15 protein-coding genes are annotated in these 15,461 nt (G+C 69.5%); 7 read left to right on the forward strand and 8 right to left on the reverse strand.

All coding sequences use genetic code 11. From position 1 onward, the window contains the following. Positions 1-20 precede the first annotated feature (20 nt). On the reverse strand, positions 21-1,775 hold the full coding sequence (locus tag ABD798_RS31865; protein WP_344883205.1) for an AMP-dependent synthetase/ligase: 1,755 nt from the start codon (positions 1,773-1,775) through the stop codon (positions 21-23). A gap of 115 nt (positions 1,776-1,890) precedes the next feature. On the opposite strand from ABD798_RS31865, the gene ABD798_RS31870 reads away from it, so the two are divergent. Beyond that, on the forward strand, positions 1,891-3,126 hold the full coding sequence (locus ABD798_RS31870) for a PucR family transcriptional regulator (RefSeq protein ID WP_344883208.1): 1,236 nt from the start codon (positions 1,891-1,893) through the stop codon (positions 3,124-3,126). A gap of 12 nt (positions 3,127-3,138) precedes the next feature. Here ABD798_RS31870 and ABD798_RS31875 read toward each other — a convergent pair whose 3' ends face one another. After that, positions 3,139-3,993 carry an SGNH/GDSL hydrolase family protein gene (locus ABD798_RS31875; protein ID WP_344883211.1) on the reverse strand — a complete coding sequence of 285 codons (855 nt, stop codon included), beginning with the start codon at positions 3,991-3,993 and terminating at the stop codon, positions 3,139-3,141. Positions 3,994-4,175: 182 nt separating this feature from the next. On the opposite strand from ABD798_RS31875, the gene ABD798_RS31880 reads away from it, so the two are divergent. Next, complete coding sequence (locus tag ABD798_RS31880) at positions 4,176-4,529, forward strand: metalloregulator ArsR/SmtB family transcription factor (protein ID WP_344883214.1); 354 nt, start codon at positions 4,176-4,178, stop codon at positions 4,527-4,529. Beyond that, positions 4,526-5,017, forward strand: a complete 492-nt coding sequence (locus ABD798_RS31885) for an SRPBCC family protein (RefSeq protein WP_344883217.1) — start codon at positions 4,526-4,528, stop codon at positions 5,015-5,017. The genes ABD798_RS31880 and ABD798_RS31885 overlap by 4 nt, the downstream gene beginning before the upstream one ends. Here ABD798_RS31885 and ABD798_RS31890 read toward each other — a convergent pair. Continuing rightward, positions 5,014-5,421 carry an SgcJ/EcaC family oxidoreductase gene (locus tag ABD798_RS31890; RefSeq protein ID WP_344883220.1) on the reverse strand — a complete coding sequence of 136 codons (408 nt, stop codon included), beginning with the start codon at positions 5,419-5,421 and terminating at the stop codon, positions 5,014-5,016. The genes ABD798_RS31885 and ABD798_RS31890 overlap by 4 nt on opposite strands. 88 nt (positions 5,422-5,509) lie before the next feature. Between ABD798_RS31890 and ABD798_RS31895 the strand changes: the two genes are divergently transcribed. Next, positions 5,510-6,169 (forward strand): hypothetical protein, encoded by a 660-nt coding sequence (locus tag ABD798_RS31895; protein ID WP_344883223.1) that lies wholly within the window; start codon positions 5,510-5,512, stop codon positions 6,167-6,169. Here the strand turns inward: ABD798_RS31895 and ABD798_RS31900 are convergent. The 4 genes from ABD798_RS31900 to ABD798_RS31915 form a co-directional block, all read right to left on the reverse strand. After that, a complete protein-coding gene (locus ABD798_RS31900) occupies positions 6,150-7,043 on the reverse strand; it encodes a prenyltransferase/squalene oxidase repeat-containing protein (RefSeq protein ID WP_344883709.1) in 894 nt (297 codons plus the stop codon). The two genes, ABD798_RS31895 and ABD798_RS31900, sit on opposite strands and share 20 nt — an antisense overlap. 62 nt (positions 7,044-7,105) lie before the next feature. Beyond that, positions 7,106-10,054: a type 2 lanthipeptide synthetase LanM family protein gene (locus ABD798_RS31905; RefSeq protein ID WP_344883226.1), complete on the reverse strand. Its 2,949-nt coding sequence runs from the start codon at positions 10,052-10,054 to the stop codon at positions 7,106-7,108. 3 nt (positions 10,055-10,057) lie between these two features. Continuing rightward, positions 10,058-10,231 (reverse strand): hypothetical protein, encoded by a 174-nt coding sequence (locus ABD798_RS31910; protein ID WP_344883229.1) that lies wholly within the window; start codon positions 10,229-10,231, stop codon positions 10,058-10,060. Between the two features lie 120 nt (positions 10,232-10,351). Beyond that, a complete protein-coding gene (locus tag ABD798_RS31915; RefSeq protein ID WP_344883232.1) occupies positions 10,352-11,290 on the reverse strand; it encodes a GbsR/MarR family transcriptional regulator in 939 nt (312 codons plus the stop codon). A 105-nt stretch (positions 11,291-11,395) separates the two neighbouring features. On the opposite strand from ABD798_RS31915, the gene ABD798_RS31920 reads away from it, so the two are divergent. Further along, positions 11,396-11,689 carry a hypothetical protein gene (locus tag ABD798_RS31920; protein ID WP_344883236.1) on the forward strand — a complete coding sequence of 98 codons (294 nt, stop codon included), beginning with the start codon at positions 11,396-11,398 and terminating at the stop codon, positions 11,687-11,689. A 26-nt stretch (positions 11,690-11,715) separates the two neighbouring features. Here ABD798_RS31920 and ABD798_RS31925 read toward each other — a convergent pair whose 3' ends face one another. Next, positions 11,716-12,816, reverse strand: coding sequence for a hypothetical protein (locus tag ABD798_RS31925; RefSeq protein ID WP_344883239.1), 1,101 nt, complete (start codon positions 12,814-12,816; stop codon positions 11,716-11,718). Between the two features lie 80 nt (positions 12,817-12,896). Here ABD798_RS31925 and ABD798_RS31930 point away from each other — a divergent pair, with 80 nt between their 5' ends. Both ABD798_RS31930 and ABD798_RS31935 read left to right on the forward strand, forming a co-directional pair. After that, entirely contained in the window at positions 12,897-14,069 is a 1,173-nt protein-coding gene (locus tag ABD798_RS31930; RefSeq protein ID WP_344883242.1) for an MFS transporter, read from the forward strand. A gap of 159 nt (positions 14,070-14,228) precedes the next feature. Then, positions 14,229-15,443, forward strand: coding sequence for a family 2 encapsulin nanocompartment cargo protein terpene cyclase (locus ABD798_RS31935; RefSeq protein WP_344883245.1), 1,215 nt, complete (start codon positions 14,229-14,231; stop codon positions 15,441-15,443). Positions 15,444-15,461: the final 18 nt, after the last annotated feature.

The raw sequence follows: 15,461 nt of genomic DNA on the forward strand, positions 1-15,461 counted from the left end.
ACTCACCGTGGGAAGCGCGCCTAGCGCGGCTCGTACAGGGACTCCACCTCGTCGGCGAAGTCGTTCATGATCTGGCTGCGGCGGAGCTTCAGCGAGGGTGTGAGGTGGCCGCCGTCGATGCTGAACTCCGTTGGCAGGACGCGGAAGCGGCGCACCGCTTCGGCGGCGGACACAGCCTCGTTGCCGGCGTCGACGGCCTGCTGGACCTCGGCGAGGAGCTCACGGTCCTCGACGAGGTCGGCAGCTGTCGCCCCGTCCGGCTTGCCGTTGCTCTTCTTCCAGAGGGCGAGGTGCTCGCGATCGATGGTGATCAGAGCGGCGACGAACTTGCGGCCGTCACCGACGACAACGGCCTGGCCGACGAGGGGGTGGGCGGTGATCCGATCCTCGATGACGGCGGGCGCGACGTTCTTGCCGCCGCTGGTCACCAGGATCTCCTTCTTGCGGCCGATGATGCTGAGGAAGCCGTCGTCGTCGAGCGAGCCGAGGTCGCCCGTCGCGAACCACTCGTCCTGTGCTGATGAGGCGCCCCAGTAGCCGGAGAAGACCACGCCTCCCTTGATCAAGACCTCGCCGTCGCCGGAGATCCGGACAGTGGTGCCGGGCACCGGCCGACCGACCGTTCCCGCCCTGGCCGCGCTCGGCGCGTTGATCGTCACCGCGGCGGTGGTCTCCGTCAGGCCGTAGCCCTCGAACACGGTGAGACCGATGCCGCGGTAGAAGTGCGTGAGCCGACGTCCGAGCGCGGCGCCCCCGGAGATGGCGTAGGTGCACCGTCCACCGAGGACGGAGCGCAGCCGTTGGTAGACCAGCCGGTCGAAGACGGCGTGCCGGATTCGCAGTACCAACCCGGGCCTGGTGGCCTCCGAGTACTTGATCGCGGTCTCGACCGCGGCGTCGAAGATTCGGGCCTTGCCCGCGGACTCGGCTCGCTGCCGGGCGCTGTTGTAGATCTTCTCGAAGACGTACGGCACGGAGAGCACGAAGGTGGGGCGGAAGGCGGCCAGGTCGTTGACGACGTTCTTCACGTCGGCGGTGTGGCCGAGCGTGACGCGCGCGAGCACCGAGCCGACCTGCACCATCCTGCCGAACACGTGTGCCAGCGGCAGGAACACCAGCGTGGACACGTCCTTGCCCTTGAAGAGCGGGCTCAGCAGCTCGGCGACATTGCCGGCCTCCGCGAAGAAGTTGGCGTGCGTCAGGACGCATCCCTTGGGGCGTCCGGTGGTCCCCGACGTGTAGATGAGCGTCGCGACGTCTTTCGGCGACACGGTCGCGCGCCGTTCGTCGATCTCCGTCGCCGCGACGCCCTCGCCGAGCGCCATGAGGTCCTCGACCGTGTCGATCCGCCACACCCCTCGAAGCAGCGGCAACCCGGCGACCTTCTCCTCGTGCTCGGGAGTCTCCACGACGACCGCTGTCGCGCCGGAGTCCGTGATGATCCATTCGATCTGTTCCCGCGACGAGGTCGGGTAGATCGGCACCGGCACCGCCGCGACGGCCCAGATCGCGAAGTCGAACAGCGTCCACTCGTAGCGGGTGGACGACAGGATCGCGACCCGCTCCCCCGCGCGGACCCCCGCCGCGACGAGGCCCCTGGCGAGCCGTTGCACCTGGTCTCGGAACTCTTTCGCGGTCACCGGCGACCAGCCGTCGGGGGTTCGGCGGCGGAAGGCGACGTGATCCGGAGCCTCATCGGCGTTGGCGTAGACCAGTTCCGCCAGGCCGCCCCTCTCGGGAGCGGGAACGAGCGGGGCGACGACGACCTCGCGCATGATGCGTCTCCTTCGACGCGGGAACCCGGAAGTGTGATGATGGTTCACGAACATGCGGAGGAGATATGGCTCGTATCCCAGAGTTCTGCGCCGAATGTTGTGATGGGTAACAACCGTGGTGAGTGACCGGGAGCCGTTCCGGTTCGGCGGGCGTCCGCTGCACGAGCGGCTCAGCGAGAACCTGCCCGCGCTCACCGAACTGGTGCTCGCCGCGGTGACCTCGCGCATCCCCGCGTACGGCCTGCTGCCGTCCGAGGAGCTCGCGGGCGATATCAACCGGGTGATCGCGCAGACGTTGCGGTCGTTCGTCGCCATGGTGCGGACGAAGTCCCTGCCGAGTGCGGAGGAGCTGGCCTTCCTGCGGGAGTCGGCAGCGCGCCGCGCCGAGGAGGGCATCCCGATCGACATCGTGCTCACGGCCTACCACATCGGTGTCCAGGTGGTGTGGGAGTCGTTGACGCCGGAGGTGCGCCCGGAGGAGGTGCACGACGTGATGGCGGTGAACTCGCTGGCGTTGCGCTACTTGGAACTCATCACGCCCGCAGTGGGCGCTGGCTATCTCGACCAGCGGCAGACGCTCTTCGACGACGAGCGGTCCGCGCGGCACACGTTGCTGACGGCGCTGTTGGACGGCACGCCCGCTGATGCCGCGGCGAGCCGGACCGGGTTCCGGCTACCTCCGTGCTACCTGGTGCTGGCGCTCTCGGTGGGCAGTCACGCGGACGAGACCGAGCCAGGGGTGGACCAGTTGGTCGCCGGGAGGCGCAAGCTCAGGCGGCTGCGGGCGGAACTGGAGCGTCAGATCAGGGGTCCGGTGCTGTCCTCGCTCACGCCTGCGGGTGGGATCGCGCTGCTGCCGCATCCGACGTCGGTCAACGAAGTGGGTGAACGGGACTGGGACCGGTTGAGGCGGATCGTCGCTGACGTGGCTCGGGCGGCAGGGGCGGAGATCACCGTCGGGGTCGCCGAGGCCGCTCCGGAGGAGGTCGCCGCAGCGGCGAAGCTGGCCGACGAAGTCCGTGCGGTCGCGGCGGCTTCCGGCAAGCCCGGCGGCGTGTACCGGCTGGATGACGTGTTGTTGGAGTACCAGTTGTCGCGGCCGAGCGCCGCGCGCGACCGGCTCGCGGCGATGCTGCGCCCGCTCGACGGGAACGAGGAGCTGGTGCAGACCTTGGAGACCTACCTGCGGCGTGGGAGCCGGAGGCCGACCGCGACGGACCTGCACGTGCATCCGAACACGGTCGACTACCGGCTCCGACGGATCGCTGAACTGACCGGGCTCGATCCGACGAACGTCACGGACATCGCGTTGATCAGCGCGGCGCTGGCGGCTCGGGCACCGCGGCACTAGCCGGGAGCGCCGTCAGCGGCTCTTGGAGGCGGTCGCCGCGACGACCGCGGTGGCGAAGGCGGCCATGCCTTGTGCGTTGGGGTGCAGCGGGGCCGCGATGTGCGTCGGGACGAGCCCTTCGAGGTACCGGTCCTTCGGCGCCGCGCAGATGTCGTGCCCGACCGTCACGGCGGCGAAGTCGACGAACCGCATTCCTCGGGCGAGCGCGTTCTCGCGCGCCTTCGAGCTGATCTTGTTCATGACGCCCTGGAGGTAGTTGGCGTCCCGCGACCACACCGGCTGAACGGGGAAGCAGCCGTTGGGGCGCACGTAGGTGCCGTAGCCGGTGACCAGCACCTTCGCGTTCGGGGCGCGGCGACGGATCTCGTCCAGCGCGGCCGCGAACTTCGGTGCCCACGCGTCGACGGCCTCGCCGACGGTGTCCCTGCCGCCCGCTGTGAGCCGGTCCGCGCAGGAGAACCCGATCGGCTCGGGCAAGAGGTTGATGCACGAGAGGGCGTGGGTGAACAGTCCCGAGTCGTTGGCGCCGATCGTCACCGTGACCAGGCCGGTCGTGGCGCTCAACGAGTCGAGTTGAGGCGCGAGGACACCGAATCGCCGGGTGGTGAGGTCGCTCGTCGTCGCGCCGGAGCAGCTCACGTCGGTGAGCTTGGCGCCGAGGGACTTCGCGGCGATCGCCGGGTAGTTGTTGGTCGAGCGCAGGCACAGGAGGTTGATGTCCTGGTTCGGGATCAGCGGCCCGGCGGCCGCGGAGTCGCCGAGTGCCACGTACTCCAGCGGTTCGCGCGCCTGTGCGGGCGTCGCGGTCACCGCCGCCGCAGTGGCGACGCAGAGGAGTCCAGCCCAGATTCGTCCGCTCAGCCGCATCCCAGCCTCCAACACCGTTGTCGTAGCGCGTCCTCACATGGTGCGGGGCGAGAACGTGAATCGGAGTGGGATTCCGCCCAGATTGCGCAGCTGGCGCTTGTGAACCGTCACGAAGGCGGCCCCGTGAACGGCCGCGATGCCAGAACTGGCGAAAGCGTAACCAGTGGGTTACGCTTCCTCTCGTGGACGAGGTGGCCAGCGCGATCGCGGATCCGGTGCGACGGGAGATCCTGACCCTGCTGCGCGAGCAGAGACGGTCAGCGGGAGAGCTAGCCGACCGCTTCCCGATCAGCCGTCCCGCTGTGAGCAGGCACCTGCGGGTGCTCAGGGACAGCGGGCTGGTGCACGACGAACTCGTCGGCAGGCAGCGCTTCTACGTGCTCCACCCGGAGCGGCTGACCGAACTCGCCCAGTGGCTGGCCACCTTCGCCAGGCCGTCCGGGTGGGAGCACCGCCTCGACGCGCTGGAGACCGAGGTCTACCGGACCCGGCGTGAACACCGCACAGAAGACCTACGAAAGGGAGAAACAGCATGAGCCGCACACCGACCGCTCGCCTTTTCCACACCGACTCCGGTACCGAGCTGGTGCTGGACCGCACCTTCCGCGCGCCGATCGAGGACGTGTGGGCCAGCGTCACCGAGCCCGAGCGCACCGCGCGGTGGTTCGGACCGTGGAAGGGCGACGCCGGCCCGGGGCAGATGGTCAAGCTCCAGCTGGCCTTCGAGGAGAAGCAGCCGTGGTGCGACCTGCGCATCGAATCCTGCTCGGCACCCCGGCAGCTCGAGGTGTCCATGAAGGACGAGGTCGGCAACTGGAGGCTGGAACTGGCGCTGTCCGAGAAGGACGGTGTGACCACGTTGCAGCTGACCCACCACCTCGAATCGGTCGAGGGCATCGGCGAGATCGGGCCGGGCTGGGAGTACTACCTCGACATGCTCGTCGCGGCGCGGGAAGGTACGCCCCGGCCCGAGTTCAGCGAGTTCTACCCGGAGATGAAGCCCTACTTCGACGGACTGCGCTAGCCGACGACCACGGTGTTCTGGCACGCGGTGAGGCGCCAGTGCCCGTCCTCCTTGGTCATGACGTACAGCGGGGCGCCTTCGCCGTCCCCTGGAACGGGTTGGCCTTCGAGGGTCAGGTAGCGCTGGCGCACTTTCACCGCGGCCACGTCGGGGCGGACGAACAGCACGTGGACGACCTCGTAGGTGGCGATGGAGCCGGCCGTGGCGCCCGGGAGCACCTTGCGGGTGAACTCCGCGATGGCGTCGCGGCCGATGAGCACCTTGCCGTGGCCGGTCGTCCAGACCGCGTCCTCGCGGAACAGTCCGATGAACTCCTCCACCAGCTCGTTGCGCTGCACGCGCTCGATCTCGGCGACCACGCGCCTGATGGCCTCGATCTCCTGCTGTTCACTCGTCGCTGTCATGGGAGCAGCCTTCAACCGGAACTCAGGTTGAGGTCAACCCCGGGCCGCACGCGATCCCCGTGGGCGGCTCGGGCGATAACCTGCGCAGGTGAGTGAGCAGTCCCTGAGCGAGGACGAGATCCGGCAGCGCGTTCGCGAGGCGATGCGGCGCAGCCAGCTGCAGAAGGCGCAGGAGAAGAAGGCCGAGCAGCGGCCCGAGGGCGCTCTGCTGCCGATCCTGCGCAGCACGTCCTCCTCGCCCGATCTGGAGCACTTCCCGAACGTGCCGATCGTCCCGGGAACGCTCTTCGCGTCCTTCGCCCACGTCAGCATGACCTCGGAGGGCACGATCGGCATGCACCACGTCGTCGAGGAGCAGCTCGGCGGACGCGGCGTCGACGAGCTGATGGCGGAGGCGACGGCGAACCTGATGGTCGGGCTCACGGCGCAGATCAGGGGCAGCGACGAGACCCCGGACCGGATGGTCAGCCTGGAGCGGGAGGGCTACTTCGCCGGGTCGGCGGTGGTGGCACCGGACTTCCACGAGTGGATCTCCGGAATCCTGGAGGAGGACCAGCTGCTCATCGCGCTGCCGTGCCCGGACCAGATCTACATCACCGGCGCCAGCTCGTACTGGTCCGACCAGCTCGCCCAGATGGTGCTCGATTCGGACTACGAGCCGAACCCGCTCACGCCGACCCTGCTGCTCTCGGAGGGCTCCGGACTGGAGCTCGTCGTGGAACAGCCGGTCAGGACGGAGAACGCGTAGCGTCGGAGAGCACCTGGACGGCGTGAACGGTGGTGTAGCCGCGCCAGTCCAGGGCGCCCGCCTGCGAGATCTTGGCGTAGTCGACGACCCAACCGCCGTCGTCCTGCTGCAGCCGTGCGAGGCGGTCGAGGTCGGCGGCGACCACTTCCGGAGTGAACAGGGACCGCGACGGCAGACCGGAGCGCGGCGAGAAGTCCAGCGGATGCAGCGACTCGTCCTCGGTGCCGCCGTCGACGTGCACTCGGCCGTCCGCTGGCACGTGCGCGGCTAGCGTGCGGAGGAGCTCTGCGGCCTCTTCCGGGTGGCGGTCGTGCGCCGCGTCCAAGAAGCGGATCGCGAAAGACAGGACGTAGGCGAAGGGCCGACCGTCGATCTTCCTGATCGCGTCGAAGCAGTAGCGAACCGCGCGGTCGAGCCACGGGTGCTCGCCCACGGCAGGGTCGTGGGCCGCGACGCGCAGGGCCTCCGCGACGGTGACCGAGGTGATCTGGAGCGAGGACCCCGGCTCGGCGTTCTGCCACCACGGTGCTGAGGCGGCTGTGGTGGTCAGCGGCAGCGCGAACGGCAGACCGCCGTCGGGGAGGGAGACCGACGCGAGCCAGTCGCAGAGCGCCACGGCTTGCGGTGCGCGCACGGGAGCTATGTCGGCCAAGGCCTCGAAGGCGTGCAGAGCCGCGCCGGGCTGGCTCTCCGGCGACCGGAGGTCGGGTTCGAGTCCCCAGCCGTAGCCGCCGTCGGGGTTGCGATAGGCGTCCAGCGCGGCGAGCACGGCGGCGGGGTCACCGCCTCCCACCAGCAGCTCGAAGCGGCGGCGGTCGAGCACGCGGGCGTGCCCGGCCATGAACGCGGAGGCGGCGGTGAGGTCGATCGTCATGCGCTCATCGTGCTTCGTCGCCTCGACGGCGGTCTTGAACAAACCGGTCATTCCCTCTGCGGTCATGTCCTCCGCGGTGGTTCGAGCGCGAGGACCGAGGGCACGGCCTCCGGGTCGAGCAGGCGGAGCACGCCGTAACCGATCCCGGCCAGGCCGGTGAACAACCCGGCTCCGACCAGGTTCGGGTGCATGCCGCAGCGCCATCCGTGCTGGTCGACGCCGTCCAGCACACCAGCGGCCTGCCGGAGTATCGGCTCGGTGAGCGTGGGGTCGCGTTGTGCGGCGAGCAGGAGGAAGTCGAGGTTGCCGAGGTCCCCGTGGCACAACGAGTGGTCGCTGCCGAAGCCGGAGCGGAGTGTGGCCGCAGTGGCGGTGGCCAGCTCGGCACGCCAGGTCGGGTCGTCGATGACGTCGAGCACCATGTGGCGGGCGATGCCGATCCCGGGTGCTCCGTGGCACCAGGCGACCGCTTGGTCGAAGCCGCTCTCGCCGGAGCTGAAGAGGAGTTCGGTCTCGACGTCGCGGCGGAGGTCGCGCCAGTGCCCCGTTTCCGGATCGAACAGGCGCGCCTCGTAGGCCAGAGCGTCCCGAATCGTGTCTTTGTAGCGCTCGTCGCCGAGCACGTCGGTGGCGACGGCCAACGCGGCCGCGATCCCGGAGACGCCGTGCGCGAAGCCACCGAGCGGCTCCGCTCCCAGGCCCATGTTCTTGAGCACAGCGGCCGTCCAGCCCGCGCCGACCACGCACGGTTGCCGCTGGGACACGAGCCTGTCGGCAGCGGCGGCGATCGCGTCGCGGACGGCTCCGTCCGGGCGCACGCTGTGCAGCGCGGCGAGCCCGAAAATCGCGCCTGCGGCTCCACCCACGACCTCGAACTGCTCGTCGGCATCCACTGCGGAGCGCAGGTGTTTCGCGATCGACAGCGCTTGGCCGAGGAGATCTCGGTCCGGGACGAGTGCGTGCAGCTGTGAGAGCCCGTAGATCAAGCCTCCCGCGCCTTGCAGTCCCACAACGCCGATGTCGGGGAAGCGCTCGATCTGGCGGACCGCGGCGCGAGCGGCTTCGGTGGCCAAGCGCGTCGAGTCAGGTGACCCGCGCAGCTCGCCGTGGCGCGCGAGGAACGTCGCGATGCCGGTGAGGCCGTCGTAGAAGCTCGCGCCGAGGAGGCCGACCGTGTAGTTGCCGGTTCGACCGGTCGAACAGCCCAGCCACACGGCCTCGCCGTCAGCACTGACCGCCAGGGCGGCGACTTTCTCCGCGATCGCGTCGGCAGCGGCGGCGAGCCGGGTCCGGTCCACGGGCTCAGCCGTGGGGGTCGATTCGTGCCGCTCGCGCGCGACGGTCAGCTCCGACCGGATCGTCTCCGCGGTGACCGCTGTGCGGATGAGCCAGGTCTGAAGTTCCAGGTCGTCCGAGCCGAGGCGGTCGAGGACTTCGCGAGTGACGCTCATGCCGGACCGCACGGTCACGTCGGGAAGCGGCGTGCCGTCGGCTGCGCGGACCGGGCCTCCGTCGACGCCGACGGTGAACAGCGGAACGTCGTTGCGCCACATGTCCCGCAGCTCGGCCTCGACGACCGTCGCCAACCCCGGACGCCGGGCGACGTCAGCGCGGAGCCGGTCGAAGTGCCGCTCACGGTCTGCGATGTCGCGCAGCAGGCTCGGGTGGAAGGAGGTGGACAGCAGCAAGCCGTACACCATCGTGTCCCGCATGATGCAGCGGACGCGATCGGTCGAGAAGGCCGCGAGCGGACCGGACTCGTCCAACAGCTCGGCGCGGTGGCGGACGAACACGTCGTACGTGTCCGCGAACCCGGAGACGATGTCGTCCAGGTGCTCGATCGGTCGCGGCATCCGTGATGACGCGGACGATTCAACGACCGGCGGCCTGAACTCGACGCGCATGTGGTCGGTGCCCACGTCCACGACCACTGCCCGGGGTTGCGCAGCGCCTGCGCGCGGCGCAACGGCGGACGACCCGAGGCCAGCCACCTCTGTCGCGTCGGCAGGGCGGGCACCGACGGGCAGGAGACCGCTGAACAGGACCGACCCGTCGCGCATCTCCAAGGCAGCTGCTTCAGCGGCGGAACTGGTGCCGGAACTCAGCGAGAGGAACAACGGCTGGAAGACTGTCTCGATGTCGATGAGAAATGGACGTTCTCCGCATACGATCACGTTCTCGACATGGCAGTCACCGGCGTGCACGAGATAGAGGACCGCGAGCAGGCCGCCGTACCTGCGGAAGAGCCGCGCAGCTGATTCACCGGGCTCGCAGTCGGCTTCCTCGACGAACTCCGTCCACCCGTGCTCACCGCGATCCAGGCACCGCAGGGTCGGCAGGTCGAGGCCTGCGTAACGCTCGTTCACCCACTCCAGCAGGGCCTGAAAATGAACGTCCACCGCGAGGGGGCGCGGCTTGTACACGCACTTGAGCCCGCTCTCGAATTCCACGATCGACACGGTCCGCGCACCGCCGTGAGGATCACCGAGTCCCAAGCGGAGGTCAACCACAGCACCTGGGTCCACGCCGTCAGCGAAGCACTCCACGAGGTCGGGGAGATCGCGGGCGAACCGCTCGGAGAACTCGGCGGCATGGCGCACCCAGAGATCGGTGACAACGGCCAATTGCCGGTCGAGCACGGGATACCGAGCCAGCAGCGACTGGCGCTCATCGACCAGCTTGCCCAGGAAGGACGCGAATCTGCGCTCACTGTCCTCGCCATCGAGAGCGCCCCGCTCACGAGCATCGGCCAGCTCGGCCAGGCAGGTCCGCTGCGCCATGCCGTTGAGCCTGCGCGCCAGATCGGGCAGCAACATCTCCGCCCAGCGGTTGGCGGTTCGCGGGCCGAGCACCGCAGGAGCAGCCTCGGCGAGGCCTTCGCGAGCCCATCCGATCAGCGGCTCCGCCAGGACCGCGAACGGTGCGACTGATCGGTCGAGCAATCGCGCACCGAGAACGCGGTGGCGTTCCTCGACAGTGATAGCGCCACCGCGCGCTCGGGCCTCGTTCATCAATCAGAAATCAACGAGCGAGCAGCAACCCGGGAAAGCCGTGAAAACCGTCTTAATGCCGAATGAATCGTCTCCGGAAGCATTGCCGCCGAAAGTGGACAGCACAGACAGCTCGGCTTCCACATCACCAGCGGCGGCGAAAGCACTGAGCGGCGCCTCGACGAGCTGAACAGACATTCAGGATCACCTCACGCATTCACTTTTCGACTACAACCAAAGGCAGCATGGCAGCAGCGGTTCAAGCCGCGCAAGCGATTGCACGAACCTGTCCTCCGGAGTTTGCTATGCGACTCCGTTTCACGAATTGCCGAGGGCGTCGCGCTGCGCGGGCGTGAGGCGGTCCGGCGCAGCACCGGCGGCGTAGGCGCCGTTCTCCAGGCGAAGGACGCCGACGGCGCCCGCGAGGTCGGGGCGCTGGTCGGCGTTGCGCAGGGCCTCGACGACGCGTTCCGGCGACCAGTCGAGCGCGGTGGACAGCTCGGCGATGGTGAGTGGCCTGGCGGCGTGCACGAGGGCGGCAAGGACGGTCAGGACGTCGCGCACGACGGACTCGGTGAGACCACCGCCGGTCATGTCGTCGCTGAGCTGGGCGAAGAACCGGGCCATCTTCTCCAGACGGGCGCCGGTGGGTGTGGAGCGGTCGAAGACCTCGACACCTCGCTGCGCGGTCTCGGCGAGCATCTGGTTAGTGCGGGCGCTGGTCATCCACGTCTGGAGCCAGACGTCGTCATCGATGAGGTAGCGCTCACGCCCCCGGGCACCCGCGCGCTCGCGGCGAAGGAGCTCCAGCCCTTCGAGATAGGTGACCGACTTGGACACCGAAGCAGGGCTGACCGCGAGCTGCCGCACCAGCTCGGCGGCGGTCAGGCTCCCGGAATCGGCCGTGACCAGCGCGGTGAGCACGCGCGCGGCCATGCGGGGCACTCCGGTCCGAACCATCAGCTCGACGAACCGCCCGGTGAAGTCGATCATGGATCGCGCATCGCGTCCGTGCTGGTCAGCGACGGGAGAGACGGCCGGGGCGAAGACGGGTTTGCGGCGCCGGGCCCTGGCCGAGGTGCTCGTGCTCGCCTGCTCGGCCCGGTACTCGGCGGCTCCTCCGTTGCGGGCGACCTCCCGGCTCACGGTCGAGGTCGGCCGCCCGAGCTGCCTGGCGATCTCGGCGAACCCGAGCCCGTCGGCCAAGCCGGTCGCGATCTGCTCGCGCTCCTGGTCGCTCAACCTGCCGCCCGGCATCCGCGCTGCCCTTCCCTCGCTCGTTGGGTGGGGCAAGTGTGCCGGTTTTCGGCGTCTGCGGTCGGGTAGGCCATCAGGAACACAGCCACCGCGAAGGAGACGAGGATGAGTCAGCGCGTCGAGGTCCGGCCGATGGGCGAGCACGAGTTCGCCGCCCTGGTCGGCGAGGGCGACATCGCCACCCAGCATCGCGTGGTCGTGCCGGAGGAGCTGGCCGAGGAACTGCGGGTCCAGGTGGCGCGACCGGAGCTGACCGAGCGGCAGATCGTCACAGAGGCGCTCGCCTTCCTCCTGGAGCACAAGCCCCCGACCGCGTTGCCGCACGACATCGACCTTGGCGGCGTGCACCGCGCCGACACGCGGTTCCTCCCGGACGTGCGCACGCGCCTCATGCGCTGACGCGGTCGCCCAGGAGGACCTGCGCCTCAGTAGTCGGTCGCGTGGCTCTCGATGACCCACAGCGTGCCGCCGGTCGGCGAAGCCGTCTTCTTCTTCGCGTTGTAGCCCAGGGTCAGGAACGTGCCGGGCGCGATCTCGACGCTCGACGGGTTCGCCTGGTCGCCGGCGCCGGAGTTGTACAGCGGGAGCACCTTGCTCTTGACCCATGTGGCGGTCGGGTTGCCGATCAGCATCCCGGACGTCGGACGGCCGGTGCGCGCCCTGTCGCCGTAGGTGAAAAGCAGCTTCCCGCTAGCGGTCTTGAGCAGGTGGTGCGAGTTCGCGAGCACGCCGGTGAAGCTCTGATACGTGAAGTCGGGCCGCGCGGTGTACGGGTTCCACTTGGCGATGATGGCCGGGGAGCCCTTCCCGTTCTGTTCGGCGCGGACAACCGCGACGACGGTGTCGCCGTATTGGACGAAGCTCGGCTCCTGGTAGGCGCGGCCCGGCGGGTTGCTGTTGCCGATGATCTTGTGAGCGGCGCTCACCTGGAGTCGCGGATCGGCGGTGGGGCGCCAGGTCGCCTGGATGTAGTGCGCGCCGCCCGCCGGGCCGACGGTGTAGACCGGGATCAGCACCTGGTCGGCGTGCCCGGCGCGATCGGCAAGCGCGAGCGGGCTGCCGTGGCTGTAGATGCCGGTCGCGAGGCCGGGGGCCGTGAGCTGCACGGGGTCGGTGAAGCGCGTCCAACCCGGCTTCCACACCGAGTAGTAGACCTTGCCGCCGGGGACGAAGAACGTCATCACGACGCTGCCGTCCTGCATCTTGCCGAGCTTGGGATCGCGGGTGTCGATCCCGTTCATGGAGCCGGGATTGGCGAGCGCGGGGGCGGCCTCGCTCCACGTGCGGCCGTTGGCGCTGCCGAAGGACAGCCGGATCGTGCCGACCGCGCCCTGGTGCTCGGCGGCGCGGTGCCACACGGCCATCAGCCTGCCGTCGTTCAGCTTGACGACGTCGGGGAACCTGGCCTCGTACTCGCCGGGCTCCTGCGCGATCTTCGCGACCATGCTGACCGCGGCTGTCGCGGGCTGCGCGGTGACCCCGACCAGCAGCACGGCCGCGAGCACGGCGAGAGTTCTCTTGATCACGCGGGCATCCTCGCCCACGGCGGGCCCTGAGGGAAGCACTTCCTTGACCTCCAGTGCGCTGGAGATCGCAGGCTGCCCTGATGTCATCTCCTTCGTGGTCCTCGGGCGACTTCCGCCGACTGTGGACGGTCGCCCTGCTCGGCGCGGTCAGCACGTGGGCGACGCAGGTCGCGCTGTCGGTAGGCGTCCTCGCGCACCACTCCGGAGCCGCGCTGGCCGCAGTCCTGCTGGCGGGGAACGTGCCGGCACTGCTCGTCGGACCGCTCGGCGGGGCCGTCGTCGACCAGGTGCGCCCGCACGTGGTGCTCCGCGTCGCGCTCCCGGCTCAGGCGGTGGGGCTCGTGGTCATGGCGGTCGCGATCGACGGCTCGCTCGTCGTGACCGCGTGCGGCTATGCGGTGTTCCTGATCGCGGGCCGGTTCGCGGGACCTGCGGCACAGCGGTTGCGGTACCTGGCGACGCCAGAATCCTTGTGGGGTAAGGCAAACGCTGCGATCGGCGCGGTGACGGGGATCAGCACGATCGCGGGAGCGGCGCTCGGGACCGTCAGTGTCGCCACGCTCGGGGCGTTCGCGGCGTTCCTGCTGGCGGCCGGGTTGTGCGCGGTCGCGGCGTGGGTTGCCTGGCCAGTCCGCTCTCGGTCTGCGAGCGAGCGTGGGGATGGGCGGCGGTTCAGGTTCGGCGGCGGGCTCGCGGCACTGCGGCGGTACCCGCTCGCGCGGCGGATCGTGGTGGTGGGCATCGCCTGGGGCCTGGTCGGCGGTGGGTACGAGGTGCTGCTGGCGGTGTTCGCGACGCGGGTGCTCGGTACGGACGGCACCGGGATCGGCCTGCTGTACCTGGTCGACGGCGTTGGGGTGCTCGTGGGCAGCCTGCTCGGCGGACGCGTGCCCGCGCACCGGCGACAGCTCGCGTTCACGATCGGCTACATCACGCAGGGTGCGCTCTGGGCGCTGTTCGCGGTCAGCCCGGGTCTGGTCACGGCGATGGTGGTGCTGCTGGGAATGCGCGTCGCGAGCGGCGTGATCATCGCGCTGGACACCACGCTGCTGCTGGAATCGGTGCCGGAGTCCTTGCACGGCAGGGTGTTCAGCATGCACGCGGTGAGTTATGGCGCCGTCCTGCGCGTCTCGCTGAGCGTGACCGGCGCGCTGCTGGGGCTCGTCGGCGCACCCGCGCTCGTGCTGGCGGGTGGCGCGGGTTCGGTGCTGATCGGCCTCTTTTGGGCATATGCCGGAAGATCATCGCGCTAGCGTCCACTGTGGACAGACACGGCGGGCGGACCGTAACCGCCGCTCCACAACCGCGTGAACGCCCCTCGCATCCGGGTGAGCTTCCCCCGTGCCACCACGCGACGTGGCTTACTGGCCTGCGATGGCGATGGAGAGGCGGTTCGAAACAGCATGTCCTTGATGTCTCGCCTGAGTGCCCCGAACGCGACCGACGACCTGTCCCGGCTGGCGGCGGAGGTGCTGGCCACCAGGGGCGCGGCGCCGCCGGGTGAGCTGGCCGCGCTGCTCGAGGACCCACCCAGGGTGACCCCGTCCAGCCTGGTCTTCGTGACCGAGCAGCCGAGCATGCTGGGCATGTCCGCGGCTCAGCTGTCGTTCCTGCGCCCCGCACCGGCCGCCGTGGCGGAACCGGCGGCGGAAGAGGACGACGACGAGATCCCCGAGCTGTTCTGCCCCGGCCCGGTGCGCGACAACGCGGCACTCGGGGAGGAGGTCAACGAGCGGATGGTGGAGTGGGCCGAGCAGGTCGGGATCTACGAGGGCCGCTCGGAGCACCTGCGCTCGTGCGGCTTCGGCAGGCTGATCATGCTGACCCACCCCGGGACCGACGACGCGGACCGGCTGCTCGCGGCGACCAAGGTCGTCGTGGCGGAGTGGGCGGCCGATGACTACTACCTCGACGAGGAGGAGGTGGGCGCCGATCCGGCACGGACGGCGGCGCGCTTCGGCATCCTCTACGGGGTGGTCGACCCGGTTCCGTTGCCGCACCGCTACGAGCACGAACTGCGGCGGCACATCGAGGAAGACCCGATCGCGCTGGCGTTCCGGAGCGGCATGGAGCACCTGGCGCGCTACACCTCGGTGACGCAGATGGCCCGTTTCCAGCACCAGATGTCGATCCTGTTCACCACTCTCGACCAGAACGCGAGCTGGCGGGTGACCGGTGAGCGGCCGCCTGTGTGGGAATACCTGATGCACCGGCACCACAACAGCTACCTGCCGCCGATGATCCTGATCGACGCGGTCGCCGGCTACGAGCTGCCGCCGCAGGAGTTCTACGACCCCCGGGTGCGCGAGGCGTTCTCGATGGCGGGCATGGCGGCGGTGCTGATCAACGACCTGCACTCGATGAGCAAGGAAGCCGACGACGACCTCAGCCTGCCGATCGCGCTCATGGAGCAGGAGGGCTGCACGCAGCGGCAGGCGGCCAAGCGCACGGTGGAGATCCACAACGAGCTCATGAAGCGCTTCGTGGCGGAGGCTGCCGCGCTGAGCCTGGTGGGCTCGCCGATGCTGCGGCGCTTCCTCGCCGAGACGTGGGCCTGGTGCGGCGGTAGCCGCGAGTGGCACGCCACGTCCCGCCGCTACCACGCGGACAAGGCTGGAGCCGCTTAGTCACGAACAACGCCAGGA

Source organism: Allokutzneria multivorans (assembly GCF_039537405.1).
GTDB lineage: Bacteria > Actinomycetota > Actinomycetes > Mycobacteriales > Pseudonocardiaceae > Allokutzneria > Allokutzneria multivorans.